General features: G+C 62.7%; 18 protein-coding genes. 8 read left to right on the top strand and 10 right to left on the bottom strand.

The annotated features are described in order from the left end of the window. Positions 1 to 5 precede the first annotated feature (5 nt). The 3 genes from EV700_RS05280 (at position 6) to EV700_RS05270 (ending at position 3,502) form a co-directional block, all read left to right on the top strand. Positions 6 to 1,220 (top strand): alkane 1-monooxygenase, encoded by a 1,215-nt coding sequence (locus tag EV700_RS05280; RefSeq protein ID WP_130411401.1) that lies wholly within the window; start codon positions 6 to 8, stop codon positions 1,218 to 1,220. 264 nt (positions 1,221 to 1,484) lie between these two features. Further along, complete coding sequence (locus tag EV700_RS05275) at positions 1,485 to 2,705, top strand: acyl-CoA dehydrogenase family protein (RefSeq protein WP_130411399.1); 1,221 nt, start codon at positions 1,485 to 1,487, stop codon at positions 2,703 to 2,705. A 2-nt stretch (positions 2,706 to 2,707) separates the two neighbouring features. After that, on the top strand, positions 2,708 to 3,502 hold the full coding sequence (locus tag EV700_RS05270) for an enoyl-CoA hydratase/isomerase family protein (RefSeq protein WP_165391340.1): 795 nt from the start codon (positions 2,708 to 2,710) through the stop codon (positions 3,500 to 3,502). A 6-nt stretch (positions 3,503 to 3,508) separates the two neighbouring features. On the opposite strand, the gene EV700_RS05265 is transcribed toward EV700_RS05270, so the two are convergent. After that, the gene (locus tag EV700_RS05265; RefSeq protein ID WP_130411395.1) at positions 3,509 to 4,420 is read right to left on the bottom strand and encodes a LysR family transcriptional regulator; all 912 of its coding nucleotides are present in this window, start codon (positions 4,418 to 4,420) and stop codon (positions 3,509 to 3,511) included. Positions 4,421 to 4,550: 130 nt separating this feature from the next. On the opposite strand from EV700_RS05265, the gene EV700_RS05260 reads away from it, so the two are divergent. Further along, the gene (locus EV700_RS05260) at positions 4,551 to 4,898 is read left to right on the top strand and encodes a GFA family protein (protein WP_130411393.1); all 348 of its coding nucleotides are present in this window, start codon (positions 4,551 to 4,553) and stop codon (positions 4,896 to 4,898) included. A gap of 56 nt (positions 4,899 to 4,954) precedes the next feature. On the opposite strand, the gene EV700_RS05255 is transcribed toward EV700_RS05260, so the two are convergent. Further along, a complete protein-coding gene (locus EV700_RS05255) occupies positions 4,955 to 6,319 on the bottom strand; it encodes a TrpB-like pyridoxal phosphate-dependent enzyme (protein WP_130411391.1) in 1,365 nt (454 codons plus the stop codon). Between the two features lie 110 nt (positions 6,320 to 6,429). Then, entirely contained in the window at positions 6,430 to 7,092 is a 663-nt protein-coding gene (locus EV700_RS05250) for an SRPBCC family protein (RefSeq protein WP_130411389.1), read from the bottom strand. 455 nt (positions 7,093 to 7,547) lie between these two features. Between EV700_RS05250 and EV700_RS05245 the strand changes: the two genes are divergently transcribed. Then, positions 7,548 to 8,381, top strand: a complete 834-nt coding sequence (locus tag EV700_RS05245; RefSeq protein ID WP_130411387.1) for an SGNH/GDSL hydrolase family protein — start codon at positions 7,548 to 7,550, stop codon at positions 8,379 to 8,381. Between the two features lie 21 nt (positions 8,382 to 8,402). Here EV700_RS05245 and EV700_RS05240 read toward each other — a convergent pair whose 3' ends face one another. From EV700_RS05240 to EV700_RS05225, 4 genes are all read right to left on the bottom strand, one after another. Beyond that, positions 8,403 to 8,882, bottom strand: a complete 480-nt coding sequence (locus tag EV700_RS05240) for a nuclear transport factor 2 family protein (RefSeq protein WP_130411385.1) — start codon at positions 8,880 to 8,882, stop codon at positions 8,403 to 8,405. 25 nt (positions 8,883 to 8,907) lie between these two features. After that, positions 8,908 to 9,510, bottom strand: a complete 603-nt coding sequence (locus EV700_RS05235; RefSeq protein ID WP_130411383.1) for a pyridoxamine 5'-phosphate oxidase family protein — start codon at positions 9,508 to 9,510, stop codon at positions 8,908 to 8,910. A gap of 13 nt (positions 9,511 to 9,523) precedes the next feature. Then, positions 9,524 to 9,778: a glutaredoxin 3 gene (gene grxC, locus EV700_RS05230; protein WP_130411381.1), complete on the bottom strand. Its 255-nt coding sequence runs from the start codon at positions 9,776 to 9,778 to the stop codon at positions 9,524 to 9,526. 197 nt (positions 9,779 to 9,975) lie between these two features. Beyond that, positions 9,976 to 10,509 (bottom strand): carboxymuconolactone decarboxylase family protein, encoded by a 534-nt coding sequence (locus EV700_RS05225; RefSeq protein WP_130411379.1) that lies wholly within the window; start codon positions 10,507 to 10,509, stop codon positions 9,976 to 9,978. Here EV700_RS05225 and EV700_RS16775 point away from each other — a divergent pair. Next, the gene (locus EV700_RS16775) at positions 10,508 to 10,657 is read left to right on the top strand and encodes a hypothetical protein (protein WP_165391339.1); all 150 of its coding nucleotides are present in this window, start codon (positions 10,508 to 10,510) and stop codon (positions 10,655 to 10,657) included. The genes EV700_RS05225 and EV700_RS16775 overlap by 2 nt on opposite strands. Continuing rightward, positions 10,639 to 11,532 (top strand): LysR family transcriptional regulator, encoded by an 894-nt coding sequence (locus tag EV700_RS05220; protein ID WP_130411377.1) that lies wholly within the window; start codon positions 10,639 to 10,641, stop codon positions 11,530 to 11,532. Before EV700_RS16775 ends, EV700_RS05220 begins: the two co-directional genes overlap by 19 nt. A 151-nt stretch (positions 11,533 to 11,683) precedes the next feature. Here the strand turns inward: EV700_RS05220 and EV700_RS05215 are convergent, their stop codons facing one another. Beyond that, on the bottom strand, positions 11,684 to 13,162 hold the full coding sequence (locus tag EV700_RS05215) for an ATP-dependent nuclease (protein ID WP_207224577.1): 1,479 nt from the start codon (positions 13,160 to 13,162) through the stop codon (positions 11,684 to 11,686). A gap of 382 nt (positions 13,163 to 13,544) precedes the next feature. On the opposite strand from EV700_RS05215, the gene EV700_RS05210 reads away from it, so the two are divergent. Continuing rightward, positions 13,545 to 14,585, top strand: a complete 1,041-nt coding sequence (locus EV700_RS05210) for a hypothetical protein (protein ID WP_130411373.1) — start codon at positions 13,545 to 13,547, stop codon at positions 14,583 to 14,585. 7 nt (positions 14,586 to 14,592) lie between these two features. On the opposite strand, the gene EV700_RS05205 is transcribed toward EV700_RS05210, so the two are convergent. Together EV700_RS05205 and EV700_RS05200 are read right to left on the bottom strand one after the other, a co-directional pair. Further along, a complete protein-coding gene (locus tag EV700_RS05205; RefSeq protein ID WP_130411371.1) occupies positions 14,593 to 15,720 on the bottom strand; it encodes an AraC family transcriptional regulator in 1,128 nt (375 codons plus the stop codon). A 124-nt stretch (positions 15,721 to 15,844) separates the two neighbouring features. Further along, the gene (locus EV700_RS05200; protein ID WP_130411369.1) at positions 15,845 to 16,405 is read right to left on the bottom strand and encodes a hypothetical protein; all 561 of its coding nucleotides are present in this window, start codon (positions 16,403 to 16,405) and stop codon (positions 15,845 to 15,847) included. Positions 16,406 to 16,473: the final 68 nt, after the last annotated feature.

Genomic DNA, 16,473 nt, shown 5'->3' with positions numbered 1-16,473 from the left:
ACCTCATGTTCCGCTATGCACGCTTCTTTATCGGGCCGGTCTTCTTTACCGGCGTGTCGCTGCTGATGGTGCTGGGCCACCAGTGGCTGTGGCTGCCGGGTTTCCTGCTGATCCTGTCGGTGGTGCTGTTCGACCAGATGCTGTCGCACGACTCCGTCGACCAGCCCTATGCCCACAGCGGCATCCTCGACTTCGCGCTGTACCTGTCACTGCCCGCCGCCATGACCTTCTTTTTCATGCTGTTCTGGGTCGCCGGCAGCGGCACGCAGGACCCCTTCGGTTACGGCGCTTTCGTACAGTCGCTGACCGGGATCGATGTCATCGCTGCCCGCAACGACACCGCCTGGTATCACTACGCGCTGATGTTCGTCATCCTGGCGCTGCCCGCCACCGGCATCGGCGGTCTGGCCGGGCACGAACTGACGCACCGCACCGCCGATCCCTTCGCGCTGTGGCTGGGCCGCATCACCATGGCGCTGAACTGGGGCATCGCCTTCCCCATCGAGCATGTCTACGGCCACCACGCCTATGTCGGCACCATGAAAGACCCCGCCACCGCCGCACGCGGCGATTCGCTGTACCGGCACATTCCCAAGGCGATGCGGCGCACCGTGGTCAATGCCTGGGAAATAGAAAAGGCGCGGCTGGACAAGGTCGGCAAGCCCTTCCTGTCCCTGAACAATGTGCTGCTGCGCATGGCGCTGGTCGCCGCCGCCACCTCGGCCTTCGCCTTCTGGTGCGCGGGCTGGACCGGCCTGCTGTTCCACGGCATTGTCTGCTGCTCCACCAAGGTGGTGCTGGAAGCGCTGAACTATGTGGAACACTACGGCATCGTCCGCGTGCCGACGCAGCCGGTGCAGCCGCGTCATTCCTGGAACTGCAACCACGTCGTCAGCAGCGTCTTCACCTATAACCTGACCCGCCACAGCCACCACCATGCCGACGCACAGGTGCACTTCCAGGACCTGCACGCCCACGCTGAACAGCCGTCCATGCCGGGTGGATTCCTCGCCGCCATCCTGTCCTCGTTCATCCCGCCGCTGTGGCGCCGCATGATCACCCCGAAGCTGCTGGAATGGGATCGCACCCAGGCCGACCGCAGCGAATTCCCGCTGATCCGCGCCGCCAACCAGGCCAGCGGCTGGCCGGAGCTGCAGCAGAGCGTGGCGAACAACGCCGCGCCGGTGCAGGCGGTGCCGCAGGGCGGCCTCGGCTACTGAACTCTTCCTCCCGTACAACTTACCGTCATCGTTTAACCGTTGAATGTGTGTATACCCTCCTGCAAAGCAGGGGGGAGGCCCGCAGGGGCCGGGGGGGTCAACGGCGGTGCGTTGAACAGACTCTCAATAACGGAGTTTGTGCTCAGCCACTGTCCACAACCCCCCTGCCGCCTTCGCGGCTCCCCCCTGCTTTGCAGGAGGGAATGAGTTCAACGGTTAACGGCGGCACAGCCTTAGGCAATCACTCTCTTATCAGGTAACACCATGAAAATCCCCGCCCGCCGCGCCGACACCCTGCACCACGATGTCTGGCTGCCGCCGGAAACCCGCCGCGTCCGTCAGGAAGTCCGCGAATTCGCCGAAGCGGTGCTGCGCCCGGTCGCGCACCGCCTCAACAACACCCCGGAATCGGTGGAGTCCTTCCCGCACGAGGTTTTCCGACAGATGGCCGACGCGGGCCTGTACCGCATCCCCTTTGCCGCCGATGTCGGCGGCCGGGGGCTGGAATTCCCGACGCTGGCGACGATGGTGACGCTGGAAGAACTGGCCTATTTCTCGCCCGGCCTCACCTCGGCGCTCTATGACGGCCAAGCCATCCTGGTGGGGAAAACGCTGGAACGCGCGCAGGAACCGCTGCGCAGCCGCTATCTGTCAGCGCTGGTGCGCGGCGAGTTTGTCGGCTCCTTCGCCACCAGCGAGCCGGAAGCCAGCACCGATCTTTCCGCCGCCGCCATGCAAACCGTGGCCGTACCGGTCGAGGGCGGCTATTCCCTCACCGGCGGCAAGCGCTGGATCACCAACTCGGTGGTGGCGCGCTACATCCTGGTGCTGGCGCGCACGGAAGCACGGCTCAGCATGTTCCTGATCGGCATGGACAGCCCCGGCGTCAGTGTCGGCAAACCGGACCTGAAAATGGGCAATCACGCGCAATTGACGGCCGATGTCCGTTTCGAGCAGGTGTTTGTCCCGGCCGACCATGTGGTCGGCATCCCCGGCAACGGCCTGAAAGTGGCGCTGGGCGCGCTGGCGATGGGACGCATGGGTATCGGCGCCATCGGCGTGGCGATGGCGCAGTCGGCCTTTGATTTTGCCGCCGCCTATATCAGCGAACGCAAGGTCTTCGGCAAGCCGATCGCGGCGTTCCAGCACTGGCAGTTCACCTTCGCCGAGCATGCGATCAACATCGAAAATGCCCGCAACCTCTACCTGAAGGCGGCGTACCGCTTTGATACCGAGGGCGAGTCCGAAGTGGAAGGCGCGATGGCGAAATTCTACGGCAGCCGTCTGGCGGTCGACGTGGCGCGGGATGCCATTCAGGCCTGCGGAGCCTACGGCTTCGTGCGCGAACTGTCGGCAACCGGCCAGTCCTTCCCGCTGGAGTCGATCTATCGCGACGCCAAGATCGGGGAGATCTACGAAGGCACGAACGAAATCCAGCGCTGGATCATTGCCCGGCACATTTTCGGCCGGGATCTGGTGGGTTGATGATGAGCGACATTCTCTGCGAACCGCGCGGCGGTCTGGGCGTCATCACCCTGAACCGGCCGCGCCGGCTGAACGCCTTCCAGACCGGCATGGCCCGGCAACTGGACGAGGCCCTGAGCCGGCTGGCCGCCTCGGCCGAAACCCGCGTCATCCTGATCCGGGCGGAGGGCAGCTACTTCTCGGCGGGCGGCGACGTGGATTTCTTCAAGGAAACCGTGGCCGCCGGGCCGGAGGCCGCACAGCAGGCCTTCGCGGAACTGGTGGATGCCGTGCACGCGGTCATCCAGCGGCTGGCGGAGTTGCCGGTGCCGGTGGTGGCTGCCGTGCAGGGCGGCGCGGCGGGCTTCGGCCTCAGTCTGCTGGCGGCCTGCGACCTGGTGGTGGCGGAACGCAACAGCCGCTTCAATCCCGCCTATGTCGGCCTGGGCGCCAGCCCGGACGGGGGCATCAGCTGGATGCTGCCCCGCCTGCTGGGCCTGCGCGCCGCGCGGCGCCTGCTGATGCTGGGGGAAACGCCGGACGCCGTGGCCGCGCTTGATCTCGGCCTGATCGATGTCATTGCCGAACCGGGCGAACTGGCCGCCAACGCCGAAGCGCTGGCGGCGCGGCTGGCGGCGGGGCCGACGCTGGCCTATGGCCGCATCAAGGGATTGCTGGCGGACAGCGCCCGCCACACCCTGCCCGAGCAGCTGGACGCCGAGAAACGGAACTTCCTGGCCAGCGCCGCCAGCGACGATTTCCAGGAAGGGCTGCAGGCCTTCCTGACGCGGCGGCGGCCCGAATTCACCGGGCGCTGACACGCCTCACGACTTCACCACTCCGCGCTCCAGCGCCTCCCACGCGCCCTGCGCGCCCAAAATGCCCATCAGATGCTCCGCCAGCAGCGCCACCTTCGGCGTGCTGCGGCTGGCGCTGCGGTAAATCAGCCACAGCGGCAGCGCGTACTGATGCTCGGGCATCAGCGGCACCAGCGACCCGTTACGCACAAAACGCTGGCAGCTGATCTGCGGCAACCAGGCAATGCCCAGCCCGTCGAGGCAGGTCAGCCGCGCCATCAGCAATTCGTTGGTAATCATGCGGTAATTCAGCGGCAGGCCGTGCAGGGATTCGGGCGCATAGACTTCCATTGGCAAGGTGGTCAGCCGCACCATTTCATGCTGCGCCAGATCGGCCGGAACCTGCGGCACCCCGGCGCGTTGCAGGTAACGCGGACTGGCAAACAGGCTGATATGCGGCGTGCCCAGCGGAATCACCGGATGGTGGGTCTCCGGCCGCGCGCCATAGCCGAACAGCACGTCCATGGTTTCGTCATCGGGGTCCAGCGCACCGGGACGCAAGTGCGCCTCCAGGCTGATCTTCGGGTATTTGGCGAGGAAGGAGGAAATGACCGTCGTCGCCCAGCTGTCATCCACCGAGAACGGCATCGCCATGCGCAAATGGCCGGACGGCTCCTGCTTCAGGCGTTGCAGGGCGCGCCCGGCTTCCTCGGCCTGCGCCACCAGTTGCCGGCAATGCTGGAAATAGACCTGCCCGGCCTCGGTCAGCTTCTGGGTGCGGGTGGTGCGTTCCAGCAGGCGCGTCTCCAGCGCCTTTTCCAGCAGCGCGATGCGGCGGCTGACGGTGGACAGCGGCAGCTCCAGCTGGTTGGCGGCGGCGGTGAAGCTGCCCGCGCGCACCACGGCGGCGAACAGCGCCATGTCGTCAAGGTGGGGCACGGTGTCTCTCCGGCGGGATAGTAGCGGTGTTTATCCCATGATTATCCGTTGGTTGGAAGAGTCCGGCGACGCGTTGTCGCCGCCGCAGCGGCGTGCTAGCGTTCAGGGGACAACGTCAGGGAGAACGAACATGAAATACCACGGCAGCTGCCATTGCGGCGGCATTGCGTTTGACGTGGAAGGCGATCTGGGCGGGGTCATGTCCTGCAACTGCTCAATGTGCGCGCGCAAGGGAGCGCTGCTGTGGTTCGTGCCGCGCGAGGCGCTGGTGTTGAGCACGCCGCCGGAACGGATGAGCACCTATACCTTCAACAAGCATGTGATTCAGCACCGCTTCTGCCCGGTTTGCGGCATTCATCCCTTTGGCGAGGGAACCGGGCCGGACGGCAAGGCGATGGCGGCGGTGAATGTGCGCTGCCTGGAGGGGGTGGAATTCGAGAAACTGCCGGTGCAGCATTTTGACGGGAAGGCGTCTTGAGCAACGGGAGGCCGGATTGAAACCCGACTTCCCGTCCACCGCCCGTCGCGGCCCGCTCACCCCACCTTCGGCAACTTCTCCATCGACGCCCTGATCGCTTCCTCGGGATAGGCGAAATCCTCCAGCTTGCCCGCGAAATAGCTTTCGTAGGCCGCCATGTCGAAATGGCCGTGCCCGGACAGGTTGAAGAACAAGGTCTTCGGCTCGCCGGTTTCCTTGCAGCGCAGCGCCTCGTCAATGCAGGCGCGGATGGCGTGCGCTGACTCCGGCGCGGGAATGATGCCCTCGGCGCGGGCGAACATCACCCCGGCCTCGAAGGTCGCCACCTGCGGCACCGCCACCGCCTCGATCAGCCCCTCGTGGTACAGCTGGGACACCAGCGGCGAATCGCCGTGATAGCGCAGGCCGCCCGCATGGATGCCCGGCGGCATGAAGTCATGGCCCAGCGTGTACATCTTCATCAGCGGCGTAAAGCCGGATTCATCGCCGAAATCATAGGCGTAGACGCCCTTGGTCAGCGTCGGGCAGGAGGTCGGCTCCACCGCGACATGGCGGATCTTCTGCGCGCGCTTGTCGCCCGCCGCCGCGTCGCCCAGGAAGGGGAAGGTGACGCCCGCGAAATTGCAGCCGCCGCCGCAGGGCGCGAAGATCATGTCCGGGTACTCGCCGATCTTCTCGAACTGCTTCTTCGCTTCCAGCCCGATCACCGTCTGGTGCAGCAGCACGTGGTTCAGTACTGAACCCAGCGCGTACTTGGTGCCGGCGTCGCCCACCGCTTCCTCCACCGCCTCGGAAATGGCGATGGCCAGACTGCCGGGATTGTCCGGGTTCTCCGCCAGCAGGCGGCGGCCGGTGGCGGTCAGCGGACTGGGGCTGGGGATCACCTCGCCGCCCCAGGTCTGCATCATCAGACGACGGTAGGGTTTCTGGCCGTAGGACACCTTCACCATGAACACCCGCACCGGCAGCCCGAACATCTGCCCGGCGAAGGACAGCGACGAGCCCCACTGCCCGGCCCCGGTCTCGGTGACCAGCCGCTTCGTTCCGGCAATCTTGTTCAGGTAGGCCTGCGGCACGGCGGAATTCGGCTTGTGCGACCCGGCGGGCGACACGCCCTCGTACTTGTAGAATATCTTTGCCGGGGTGCCCAGCAACTGTTCCAGCCGCTCGGCGCGGCAGAGGGGGCTGGGCCGCCACAGCGCATAGACGCGGCGCACTTCCTCGGGAATGGGAATCCAGCGCTCGCTGGACATTTCCTGTTCCAGCACCGGACCAGGGAAGATGGCCAGCATGCGGTCGGGCGTGACCGGCTGCCCGTCCGGGCCCAGCGACGGCGCGGGCGGGTTCTTCAGGTCGGCGGCGATGTTGTACCAGTGGGTGGGGATTTCGCTCTGGTCGAGAATGATGCGGGTGGGTTTCATGGCGTCCTCGCGGGTGATGGCGCATCGGCTGCGCGCCTGCCCCCGAACTTACCACCCCGGTCATGACCTTGCAATTTGCAGGGCTATTCCCTCAGCCCGAGCGACCCGGCTCAGCCCGCCAGCGACAAGACCCGCTGCAGGCCCAGCAGGATGTTGTAGGGCGCGGAACGCTGCACGAAATTCGCCGCCCAGTCCGGCGCCTGTCCGCCCGGATCGAAGAAACCCTCGGCCTCCACCGCCAGTTGCCGTCCGGGCCGCACCGACACCTTCACCGTCATGTTCTCGGCGGGCATGCGCACCACGCCGGGCGTGGCCGGAATGTAGTTCGGCAGGGCCTCCACCGACAGCACCGCCTCGCCGGGCGACGATGACTTCACCTGCACCCGCACCACCACATCGCGGTCGGGCAGGCTGTACGGGGCCTTGTGCTTCAGGTAGACAATCGACTCCTGTGCCGAAATCCGCTTCAGCGTGCGCGATTCCAGGATCTGCCAGTGCCAGCGCCCGTAATTCTCCGCATCCAGCGCCGTTTGCAGGAAAGCCTCCAGCGTCCCGTTCAGCGTCGCCTCGATGCGGAAGGAGCGGATCTGGTGTCCGTCCTCGCGCTTCACCCAGGAGCGGATTTCCGGCTTGCTACTTTGCTTGATCAGCTGCCACTCCCGGCCCACCTTGTCCTGCAAGGACGCCAGGTCATTGTCGTCCTGCGCCTGCGCCGCCGAGCCACCCGCCAGCACTCCCATGATCAAAAAACTGATAATCGCTATTCTTTTCATTTACGACCTCGCCCCTGACATCCGGCTTATAATTGGTATGACAGTACTGTTCCGTAAAACAACACCCGACTCCTTTTACCAATTCATGCCGGTCAACGCAAACAAAATGGCGTTAGAAGTCAAATGATGCGCCATGGAAGCGCCGGGAAAAAACCGTCGCAAGGCGTGCGAACAGCCCTCGCCCGAATGAACCCGCCGGTCAGCCGCCGCCACTGACCGGCTGTCTGCCGGATGCCCGCAAACGTCGTTCTGGCCCGGGATGACCGTTAACTTCAATCCCCAGCCAGCGTATGGTTAGCAGGCTAGGCAACACCGGAGGCTACGCCTTCCGCACGCCATGGCAACCCCGGTATTCAGGCGCGGTTCTCCGCTCCGGCCTGATATCCGGCCCGGAGCGGCCGGAGCCAATGGAACACGGGCATGGATACCGTTCACAGGACTTAAGGAAGACCATAATGAAAATGAAAATGCTGAGCGCCGCTTTCCGCCACCTGACCGCTGCCGCCCTGGCAGTGCTGTTCACCACCACCGCCCATGCCTCACCCGACGATGTCAGCAAGCCGTTGCTGGTGATCGGCGCGTCCTTCGCCAACGGCAAGACACCCTTCAACGATGCCGGCGTCGCCCCGCTGGGCGGCGTGTCGGTGGGTCTGGGGTCATACCTCAGCCTGGGCGACGCGCTGGTCAAGAACCCTCGCCTGCCCGGCTATGTCATCAACGAGGCCCAGGCCGGAGCCACCTCGTTCGACCGCGTCGGCTGCAATCCCGGCCCGGCCTGCGTCTTCGGCAACTGGAAAAGCTATGACCGGCAACTGATGCAGGCAGCGGCGCGCGTCACCGTGCCGGGCGCCGGCACGCTGCTGGCCAAGTACGTGGTCATTTCGCTGGGCAACGACTGCCTGCACTCCGACGCTTTCGGCGTGCCGCAAAGCCAGGCCACGCCCTGCAGCTACAACGACATGAAGGCCTATGTCGACCGGCTGATCGCCGTCGGCCGCCACGCCACCGACCTCGGCCTGACGCCGATCTACGATATCTATCCCGCCTATGATTCGCTGAACCTGCCCTTCGCGGCGCAGGCATTCGGGCTGAACTGGATCATCGACCGCAGCAGTTACAACCAGCTGCGCGACCTGCACCGCACCCGCATCCCGGCGATGCTGCCGAACGCGGTGATGCTGGATATCTGGTCCAGCTACCAGAACATCGGCGACGGCCTGCATCCGGACCCCCGGACCACGCGCCGGGCGGCGGAACTGATTGCCTGGTACATCGGCCGCCCGCACTGAGGCGAACAGGCCAGGGACGGCCTACAAGCCCAGCTCGCTCAGGCCCGGATGGTCGTCCGGCCTTCTCCCCAAGGGCCAATGGAACAGCCGGTCGGCTTCCCGGATCGGCAGGTCGTTGATGCTGGCATAACGGCGCTGCATCAGGCCACGCTCATCGAATTCCCAGTTCTCGTTGCCGTACGAGCGGAACCAGTTCCCGTCCTCGTCATGCCACTCATAGGCGAAACGTACGGCAATGCGGTTGTCGGTGAAGGCCCACAGTTCCTTGATCAGGCGATAATCGTGTTCCTTCGCCCACTTGCGGGTCAGGAATTCCACAATCTGCGCCCGCCCGCGCGGAAACTCGGCGCGGTTGCGCCACTGGCTGTCCTCGGTATAAACCAGCGACACCCGCACCGGATCGCGGCTGTTCCAGCCGTCCTCGGCCAGACGCACTTTCTGCATGGCGGTCTCGCGGGTAAAGGGCGGCAGCGGCGGACGGCTGTCGGGGGAATGCGACATGATCTTTCTCCTGCTTGCATAAGAATTATCGGTTCGCCAGTTGCGCCTTCAGGTCGGCAATCTCGGCGTGCAGTTGTTCCAGCATCACTTCCACCTCGGGCACGGTGTAGCGCGGGGTGATGTGCTTGGGGCAGTTCCAGTCCCAAGCCTCGACGGTGATGACAATGCCCCGCTCCACCGGCGCGCGGTAAGACGGATCTTCCAGCCGCGCCACCAGCTCCGGCTCGTCGGCTTCATGCACAATCCGCGCCCGTCCCCAGATCTTCAGGCGGCGGCGGTTGGCGTAATCCATCAGGATCAGCGACACCCGCTCATCGCCCATCAGGTTACCGACGCTGAGGTACTGCACGTTGCCGCGAAAATCGGCATAGCCGATCGTGCGCTCATCCAGCACTTTCAGGAAGCCCGCCGGTCCACCGCGATGCTGCACATAGGGCCAACCGTTGTCACCAACGGTGGCCTGATAGAAGCTGTCGCGGGCGCTGATGAACTGCGCCTCGCGCGGGCCGATCTCGTGGCGGCCGTCCTCGGCCAGTTCGAAGCCGCGATTGGCGTCGCGGCTGCCATACAGGCTTTGTGCGGCTTTGACGCTGTCGGTGAAGGTGATGTCGGCGAAGGCGCGGGGCATGACGGTTCTCCGGTCAGTCGTGCAACAACGGTGACAACACACCCTGCTGTTCCAGCGCATGCAGCTCGCTGAAACCGCCGATGTGGCGCTCGCCGATGAAAATCTGCGGCACGGTGCGGCGGCCGCTGCGCGCGATCATGGTATCCAGCTGTGCAGCGGACTGGTCGACGCGGATCTTCTCCACCGGCGCGCCAATGCGGTTCAGCAAGTTCTCGGCCTGCACGCACCACGGGCAGGTGGCGGTGCTGTAGAGGGTGACGGTTTTCATGAGACTTTCTCCGGATTCAGTAAAAACACTTTCCCTCCTACGCAGTAGGGGGGAGTCGCGAAGGCGACGGGGGGGCCGCAGGCGGTAGACCGAACAGTCTCTCCGATACGACGGCCATGTTCCGGCCACCGCCCGCAACCCCCCGATGCCTGCGCATCGCCCCCCTGTTGCACAGGGGGGAAGGACAGCCGTAGGGCTTACAGCGCCACCTTCGGGAAATCGATATCCACCCGGCTGGCCTTGCCGATGATGTTCGTCAGGTAATTCAGCCCGACATGGGTGATCACCTCGACAATCTCGGCATCGGAATAACCGGCGGCGCGCATTTCCTGGATCTCGGCGGTAGTGACATCGCCGGTATGCTCGGACACGGCGCGGGCAAACTTCACCGCCACGGCGGCCTTGGCGTCCTGACTGGAACCGGTGCGGTTGATGCCCATTTCATCGTTGTCCAGACCGGCCTTGCGGCCGATGGCGGTGTGCGCGGAAACACAGTATTCGCAGGTGTTCTGCTGCGCCACGGCCAGTGCGATGCGCTCGCGGGTCTTCGGGTCTAGGCTGCCTTCACCGGCAATCCCGTGGAAGCCGAGGAAGGCGCGCAGCGCGGCGGGGGAATGGGCGAAGATCTTCAGGAAATTCGGCACCACACCCAGCTGGGCCTGGATGGCGTCGAACAGCGCGTTCTGCTCAGCGGTGGCGGTTTCACGGGTAACGGTGGGGATGCGGCTCATGGCGATGACCTCGGTATTTGGGGGTGATGGCGGCGTGTTCGCTGCCGGTGAAGCCATCTTGCCAATCTTCATGCGATTGAAGAATAATCAGCTTTGGCAATACATTCTTTCACCAAACGGAATAACCCCATGGACCGCCTGCACCTGATGACCGTCTTCGTCGCCGTGGCCGAGGAAGAAAGCTTCAACGGCGGCGCGCGCCGCCTGGCGATGTCGCCGCCCGCCGTGACGCGCTGCGTGGCGGCGCTGGAAGCGCGGCTGGGCGTGAAGCTGCTGGACCGCACCACGCGCTATGTGCGAGTGACGGAAGCGGGCCAGCGCTATCTGGACGATGCGCGGCGGATCATCGCCGAGGTGGACGAAGCCGACGAGGCGGTGGTGGGCATCAACGGCACGCCGAAGGGCCAGCTGACCGTGACCGCGCCGGTGCTGTTCGGCAAGCTGTTCGTGACGCCGGTGCTGGTGGAATACCTGCAACGCTATCCGCAAATGGACGTGAACGCGCTGTTCCTGGACCGGGTGGTGAACCTGATGGAGGAAGGCGTGGACGTAGGCGTGCGCATCGGCGAGTTGCCGGATTCGTCGATGAAGGCCTTGCGGGTGGGCGAGGTGCGGCGGGTACTGGTGGGGGCGACGGGGTATCTGGCGGAGCATGGCGTGCCGGGGGAACCGGGCGATCTTGCCGGGCACCGGATTGTGGCGGCGACGGGGGTGACGCCGTCGGTGGAGTGGAAGTTTGCGCAGGGACGGTCGGTGCGTTTGCGGCCCCGGTTGACGGTGACCTCGAACGAGGCGGCGATCGAGGCAGTAAGGGCGGGGTTCGGGGTGACGCGGTTGATGTCCTATCAGGTGGCTTCATTGGTGGCCGCCGGGGAACTGCAGGTGTTAATGGAGGATTTCGAGGTGCCACCGTTGCCGATTCATGTGTTGCATCGGGAGGGAAGGCACAAGTCGGCGAGGGTGAGGACGTTGGTGGATTTGATGGTGGAGAGGTTGAGGGGGGCGGTGAATTCCCGGATTTGAGCGAAGGTGGTTGGCGAGGGTTTCCGGCTTAGCCCGGTAGCCCGGTAGCCCGGTAGGATGGGTTGAGGAACGAAACCCATCATGTTGATTTAATTACGAAATGATGGGTTTCCTTCGTCAATCCAAGCCACAGAAACTACACTCTTATTGTTCAGCCATTTTGCTTAAGAATATCTTCAATGCGGCTAATAATAGTGCTCGTTTCATCAGGGCAGTTCTGGCAGACACAGAGGGTAAAGAGCTGAAGACAAGTGTGTCTATCAAGTCCCAAGTTCTTTGATATCTCGAAAAATTCGTTGTGCTTACCAGCCTGAAGGCCGTACTCCAACACATCCGCCATAACATCTTGGTCCGCGGATGTAACTTTGCAGATTGCTTCGATGAATTCAGTACTCTTTTGAACGATCCAAGATTCAGGCCATGTCTCACCCGGCAAATAGGCAATATGGGCTTGAAACCACTCAGAAAATCCTTCATCGACATTTTCAGCCATCTTTTTTGCGTGTCCTAAGTTCTCAGGCTCCTTCGACTTTTGATCTCCATCGAAAATAGCAAGCACTGGCCGTTCTTCACCGCGGATGTATAGGGCCGCTAGTTGCCTTGCTAGTGCCGTGGCCGAACCAATTACAGTAATAGTGATACGTGACCGAATAGTTGCTGGCAGAGCCGACTGTAAAAGTGCCTTAGCTACTTCGTCCTCAACATAAATATCCAATTCTTTCCCAGCAATTGCGGCCATTTTTGAAAAAGCGAATTCGGATGAAATAGAATCAGTAATCTTTGTCTTTCCATTAACACACTCAACGAAGAATCGTGCATCATAAGGGAGGCAGTCAAAAATTTCTTTGGAATGTGTGGTGCAAATAACCTGTGTATTTGTTTCGAGGCACACTTCTTTCAGACGATGGATAAACTTTCTCTGAGCCTCCGCATGTAACCCAAGCTCAACCTCGTCCATCACCAAAAGAGCACCGTCGCCGCAGGAATATATTGTCGAAAATATTTCGAAAAGAGCATTCTCTCCAGCACCCATGTTGAATCCTGAGTAAATAGCGGCTCCAACTTGAACAATAGGGAGGTTGTAGCGAGAATGTTCAAGATATCGGAAATTCTCGTAGGACTTCCCGAGAACATAGCCAACCGCATCTTTGACTTTATCTTCCCATCCCTTAGATTTCGTATCCTTAAATACCCGTGAATACGAGCGAGACTGACTGCGTTCGCTATGCGGAACTATTCGCTCAATACCCAGAAAAACAACGTTCTTTCGAACTCTATCGCCATAATCGTTCCACTTTCCTCCTTTACTTTTCCACCGGCGTTGATAACGTATCCCTACAGGATTAGGTGATGCCTCTGTCTTTCTCCAATTGTCATGTGCTATTCCATATTTTATTTCAATTCCTCCTGGTGGCACCTCTTCGGGATGCTGGAAGAAAAAATCAGAAAATGTATAGTAAGACAATTTCCGTTTCGGAAGTTTGAAACCATCTTTTTTATTGTGATATGCACAACAAGCCAGTGCTAAAATTGTCGATTTTCCTGCGCCATTCTTGCCAGCAATAGCTGTTATGGGAAAATCAAATCGTATATCTAACGAGTTAATTCCTCTGAGCTCACCCTCAGTCAAAGTGATTCTGCGAAGGTACGCATGCGAAAAGTCACTTGTAAATCGCAGCCTGAGCTTCTTGTCTTTCTGGCTCTCTCGGTACTTCATAATGATATGGCTTTGAATTCAACACCAAATTTGACGCGTTAATTTCCCTGAACTGGTGCTTAATTCGGGAGCATCACCCCATAAGGCATTGTTTTCAATGCTTCTATCATTTTCCACCAAACACTACAACCCCAACCCTTAAATTACCTCCAAATCAACTGTAACATTACATATTATTCCACTTCTGTCTATTCCGATTTATGGAATTATCCTTTCCGTTGACCACCTATTCTTCCATCACTCTCGCCCCCGCAAAATACCCCCATCCAAACCCGCCCCACCCCCGGAGCCCGCCATGCCCCACCTCGCCCTGGTCCGCACCCCCGCCCGACCGCCGCTGCAACCCGGCGAAACCCCCATGCCGCAGGCCCCAGCCGTCACCCTGCCTAACGGCGCGGTTGTCATCCCCCAGCACTACCTGCAATACCGCCAGACCGCCGACACCGTGCGCGCCCTGCTCGCCGACATCGAATTCGACCCGAACACCCTGCTGTTCGCCGGCCAGGACGCCAACGGCCTCTACCTGCAGGCCGGACTGGTCGGGCGTGAAAACTACGACCGCAGCAACACCCTGCGCCCGCGCAAGCTGGTCTACGGCCGCAAATGGCGCATCGACGCCGACACCCCCACCTCCGAGGTCATCCAGACCGCCTTCCTCGCCATCAGCAAGGCGCGCGAGCACGAAGTGCGCGAGCTGCTGACCCTGACCGACCCCGACAGCGGCAAGACCAGCGCCGCCTTCAGCCACCACCACGACCTGCCGCTGATGGCCGCCCACCCCGATCAGGTACTGGCCGACCACCGCCAGCCGCTGCTGTCCCGGCACGATGCCGAAGCCGTGGTCAGCGCGCTGCAGTTTGCCCAGCGCCGCTTCACCGTCACCGGCTTCGAGCGGCGTCACAACGGTTCGCTGCTGGTGGACCTGCAACTGGGTGAAGCGCCGTTGGCGCGGCGAGTGGAAGGCGATCTGGCGGAATATGACGGGCTGGCGCTGACCTTGATGCTGCGCGAAGGATTGGCGGTGGAACTGCTGTACGAACTGATGGAGGCGCTGGTGCGGCACAGCCACCGTTATGTGGAGGAACACTTCCGTTTCCGCGATTTCAACCGCTTCAGCTGGCGTACCGACCCGCGCCGTATCGCCGCGCTGTCGGTGCGCACGCGGCCTTATGCGCGGGATGCCGCCAACGGCCGCTTCATGCCGGTGTTCCGCAACCTGAACTATGAAACCGACCGCTCGCGCGCGCCGACCATGGGCAGCGGGCCGCTGGCGGTGAAGAACCGGGCGAAGCTGGCGCGCTTCGGGAAGTTGCAGGGGCACATGCCGGGCCTGTGAGGAGTCCCTACGCCGCCGCTTCCACCGCCTCCGCCTTCACGGCTTCGCGCTGCTCCAGGAATTCCGTCGGGGCCATGCCCGTCCAGCGCCGGAACGCCTTGGCAAACGCCGACGAATCGCCATAGCCCAGCATCATCGCCAGTTCAGTCACCGACTCGCCGCCGCGCTGGAAATACTGCTTGGCCAGCTTCTCGCGCACCGTATCCAGTTCCTGCTGGTACGAGGTGCCCTCTTCCGCCAGCTTGCGCCGCAGCGTCCGGCCGCTCATGCCCAGGTCGCTGGCGGCGTTCTCCAGCGAGGGAAACGCGCCGTAATAGCGCAGCAGCAACCGACGCAAGCGCAAGGGCAGCAGGCGGATGGCGCGGGTGGGAATGTTCTCGAACAGCGTCTTTTCCGCCGCCATCGCCATCAGCCGGTTGGCCAGCGGCAATTCGCAGTCGGACAGCGCCGCCGGGCCCACCAGAGCGGTTTCCGGCTGGTCGAACAGCACCGGGCAGCGGAAATAACGGCGGTAGATATGCCCCCACGGCGGCTCGGGATAGTGAAAGGCTACGTGATGCAGGTTCAGGCCGGTTTCCGCCACCAGTTGCTGCATGATGTTGTAGAAACTGACCATGTTCAGTTCCAGGAAGAAATGCGTGTACGGCGCCAGCGACAGGTTCTCGTGAATGGTGAAGGTGCCGATGTCCCCTTCAACCACGCCGTTCATTTCCAGCGGCGGGAACAGTTCGGCGCAAAAGCGGCTGATGGTGTCCAGGCAGCCGCGCAGGGTGGGTTGCGTCACCGCCGCCACGCCCGCCATGCCGTGGTGGGAAATGGTCATCAGGTTGCCCATCGCCAGCCCCAGGTAGGGCATGTCCAGCGCCTTCACCGCCTGGTCCACCAGCGCCAGCGTCTGCCGGGTGGAAATGAAGCAGCCGGTGTCGCCGGGCTGGTAGTCGATCTGGGCGTTGCGGTAGAAATCGTGCTGGTCGATGCCGACGATCAGTTCCAGCAGCTCATGGGGATTGCGCACCATCACCGGCGTCAGCTGCGTGCGCCGTTCCAGCCATTCGGCGTCGGGCACCAGCGTCTGGCGCAAGTCAAAATAGGTCTGGATGTGGGCCAGGGGAATGCAGGGGGTATCGATGTCCATGGCGAACCTCGAAAACGTTGACCGTGTTGTTGTTGTGATCCGGAAACCCTTGTCGGCCTGTCAGCTTAGGCAGGCGGCCGGCAGGCGGCAATCGGGCGGCCGGTCATTTTTTTGGCAATACCGGTCAGGGCGATGAACGCGCGGCGGGGCCGGAATCCAGCAGATGCGGCAGGCGTTGCTGCTCGGCGTCTAAACGACGAGTGCGTTCGGCAGGGTCATCGACGACATCCGCCAGCAACTGCTGCTGCAAGGCTTTCGCCTGCGCCGCATCCAGCGCCTGCCCGCGTACGCGGTCAGGGATTTCCGCCAGCAGCGACGCCGCCAGTTGCCGCCGTTTATCCGCCTCTTCCGGCTTCACCAGCGCTTCCCACGCCGCGCGCCGCTTGCTGAATTCCAGATTCGACACCAGCCGCGCCAACTCGGCTTTGGGCTCGGCATGCTGCGCCGCCACGGCTTGCAGCACCTGCCATTCCATGTCGGAGACAAAGGCGGGCCGCGCGTCAGGGTCCGGGGCCGCGATGGGCGGGGCCACGGGGGTCGAGGCCGGTTCTGCCGCCACCGCCGTAACCGGCGTCACGACTGCCACGGGCGGCAACGCCGGTTCCCGCACCGCCCAGCGCATCAGCAGCAGCGCCGCGATCACCACGGTCAGCAACAGCACGAGGCGCAGGGAAGGACGGGACATGGAGGCTCCTTGGATCATTGAAGTCATCAGAGATTACTCCTCTTCACTGAAAATTCCCCTCTCCCCTT

It is taken from the genome of Fluviicoccus keumensis (genome assembly GCF_004217445.1).
Lineage (GTDB): Bacteria > Pseudomonadota > Gammaproteobacteria > Pseudomonadales > Moraxellaceae > Fluviicoccus > Fluviicoccus keumensis.
The sequence above is the reverse complement of the archived record's forward strand: the minus strand, read 5'-3'. Positions and strand labels throughout refer to the sequence as shown.

Coding starts and splice junctions, on each gene's coding strand:
- EV700_RS05260 (WP_130411393.1), top strand. CDS start 4,551: ATGAAATACCACGGCAGCTGCCATTGCGGCGGCATTGCGTTTGACGTG.
- grxC (WP_130411381.1), bottom strand. CDS start 9,778: ATGAAAACCGTCACCCTCTACAGCACCGCCACCTGCCCGTGGTGCGTG.
- EV700_RS05235 (WP_130411383.1), bottom strand. CDS start 9,510: ATGCCCCGCGCCTTCGCCGACATCACCTTCACCGACAGCGTCAAAGCC.
- EV700_RS05200 (WP_130411369.1), bottom strand. CDS start 16,405: ATGTCCCGTCCTTCCCTGCGCCTCGTGCTGTTGCTGACCGTGGTGATC.
- EV700_RS05250 (WP_130411389.1), bottom strand. CDS start 7,092: ATGAAAAGAATAGCGATTATCAGTTTTTTGATCATGGGAGTGCTGGCG.
- EV700_RS05220 (WP_130411377.1), top strand. CDS start 10,639: ATGGACCGCCTGCACCTGATGACCGTCTTCGTCGCCGTGGCCGAGGAA.
- EV700_RS05280 (WP_130411401.1), top strand. CDS start 6: ATGTTCCGCTATGCACGCTTCTTTATCGGGCCGGTCTTCTTTACCGGC.
- EV700_RS05275 (WP_130411399.1), top strand. CDS start 1,485: ATGAAAATCCCCGCCCGCCGCGCCGACACCCTGCACCACGATGTCTGG.
- EV700_RS16775 (WP_165391339.1), top strand. CDS start 10,508: ATGGCGATGACCTCGGTATTTGGGGGTGATGGCGGCGTGTTCGCTGCC.
- EV700_RS05245 (WP_130411387.1), top strand. CDS start 7,548: ATGAAAATGAAAATGCTGAGCGCCGCTTTCCGCCACCTGACCGCTGCC.
- EV700_RS05255 (WP_130411391.1), bottom strand. CDS start 6,319: ATGAAACCCACCCGCATCATTCTCGACCAGAGCGAAATCCCCACCCAC.
- EV700_RS05205 (WP_130411371.1), bottom strand. CDS start 15,720: ATGGACATCGATACCCCCTGCATTCCCCTGGCCCACATCCAGACCTAT.
- EV700_RS05225 (WP_130411379.1), bottom strand. CDS start 10,509: ATGAGCCGCATCCCCACCGTTACCCGTGAAACCGCCACCGCTGAGCAG.
- EV700_RS05270 (WP_165391340.1), top strand. CDS start 2,708: ATGAGCGACATTCTCTGCGAACCGCGCGGCGGTCTGGGCGTCATCACC.
- EV700_RS05240 (WP_130411385.1), bottom strand. CDS start 8,882: ATGTCGCATTCCCCCGACAGCCGTCCGCCGCTGCCGCCCTTTACCCGC.
- EV700_RS05210 (WP_130411373.1), top strand. CDS start 13,545: ATGCCCCACCTCGCCCTGGTCCGCACCCCCGCCCGACCGCCGCTGCAA.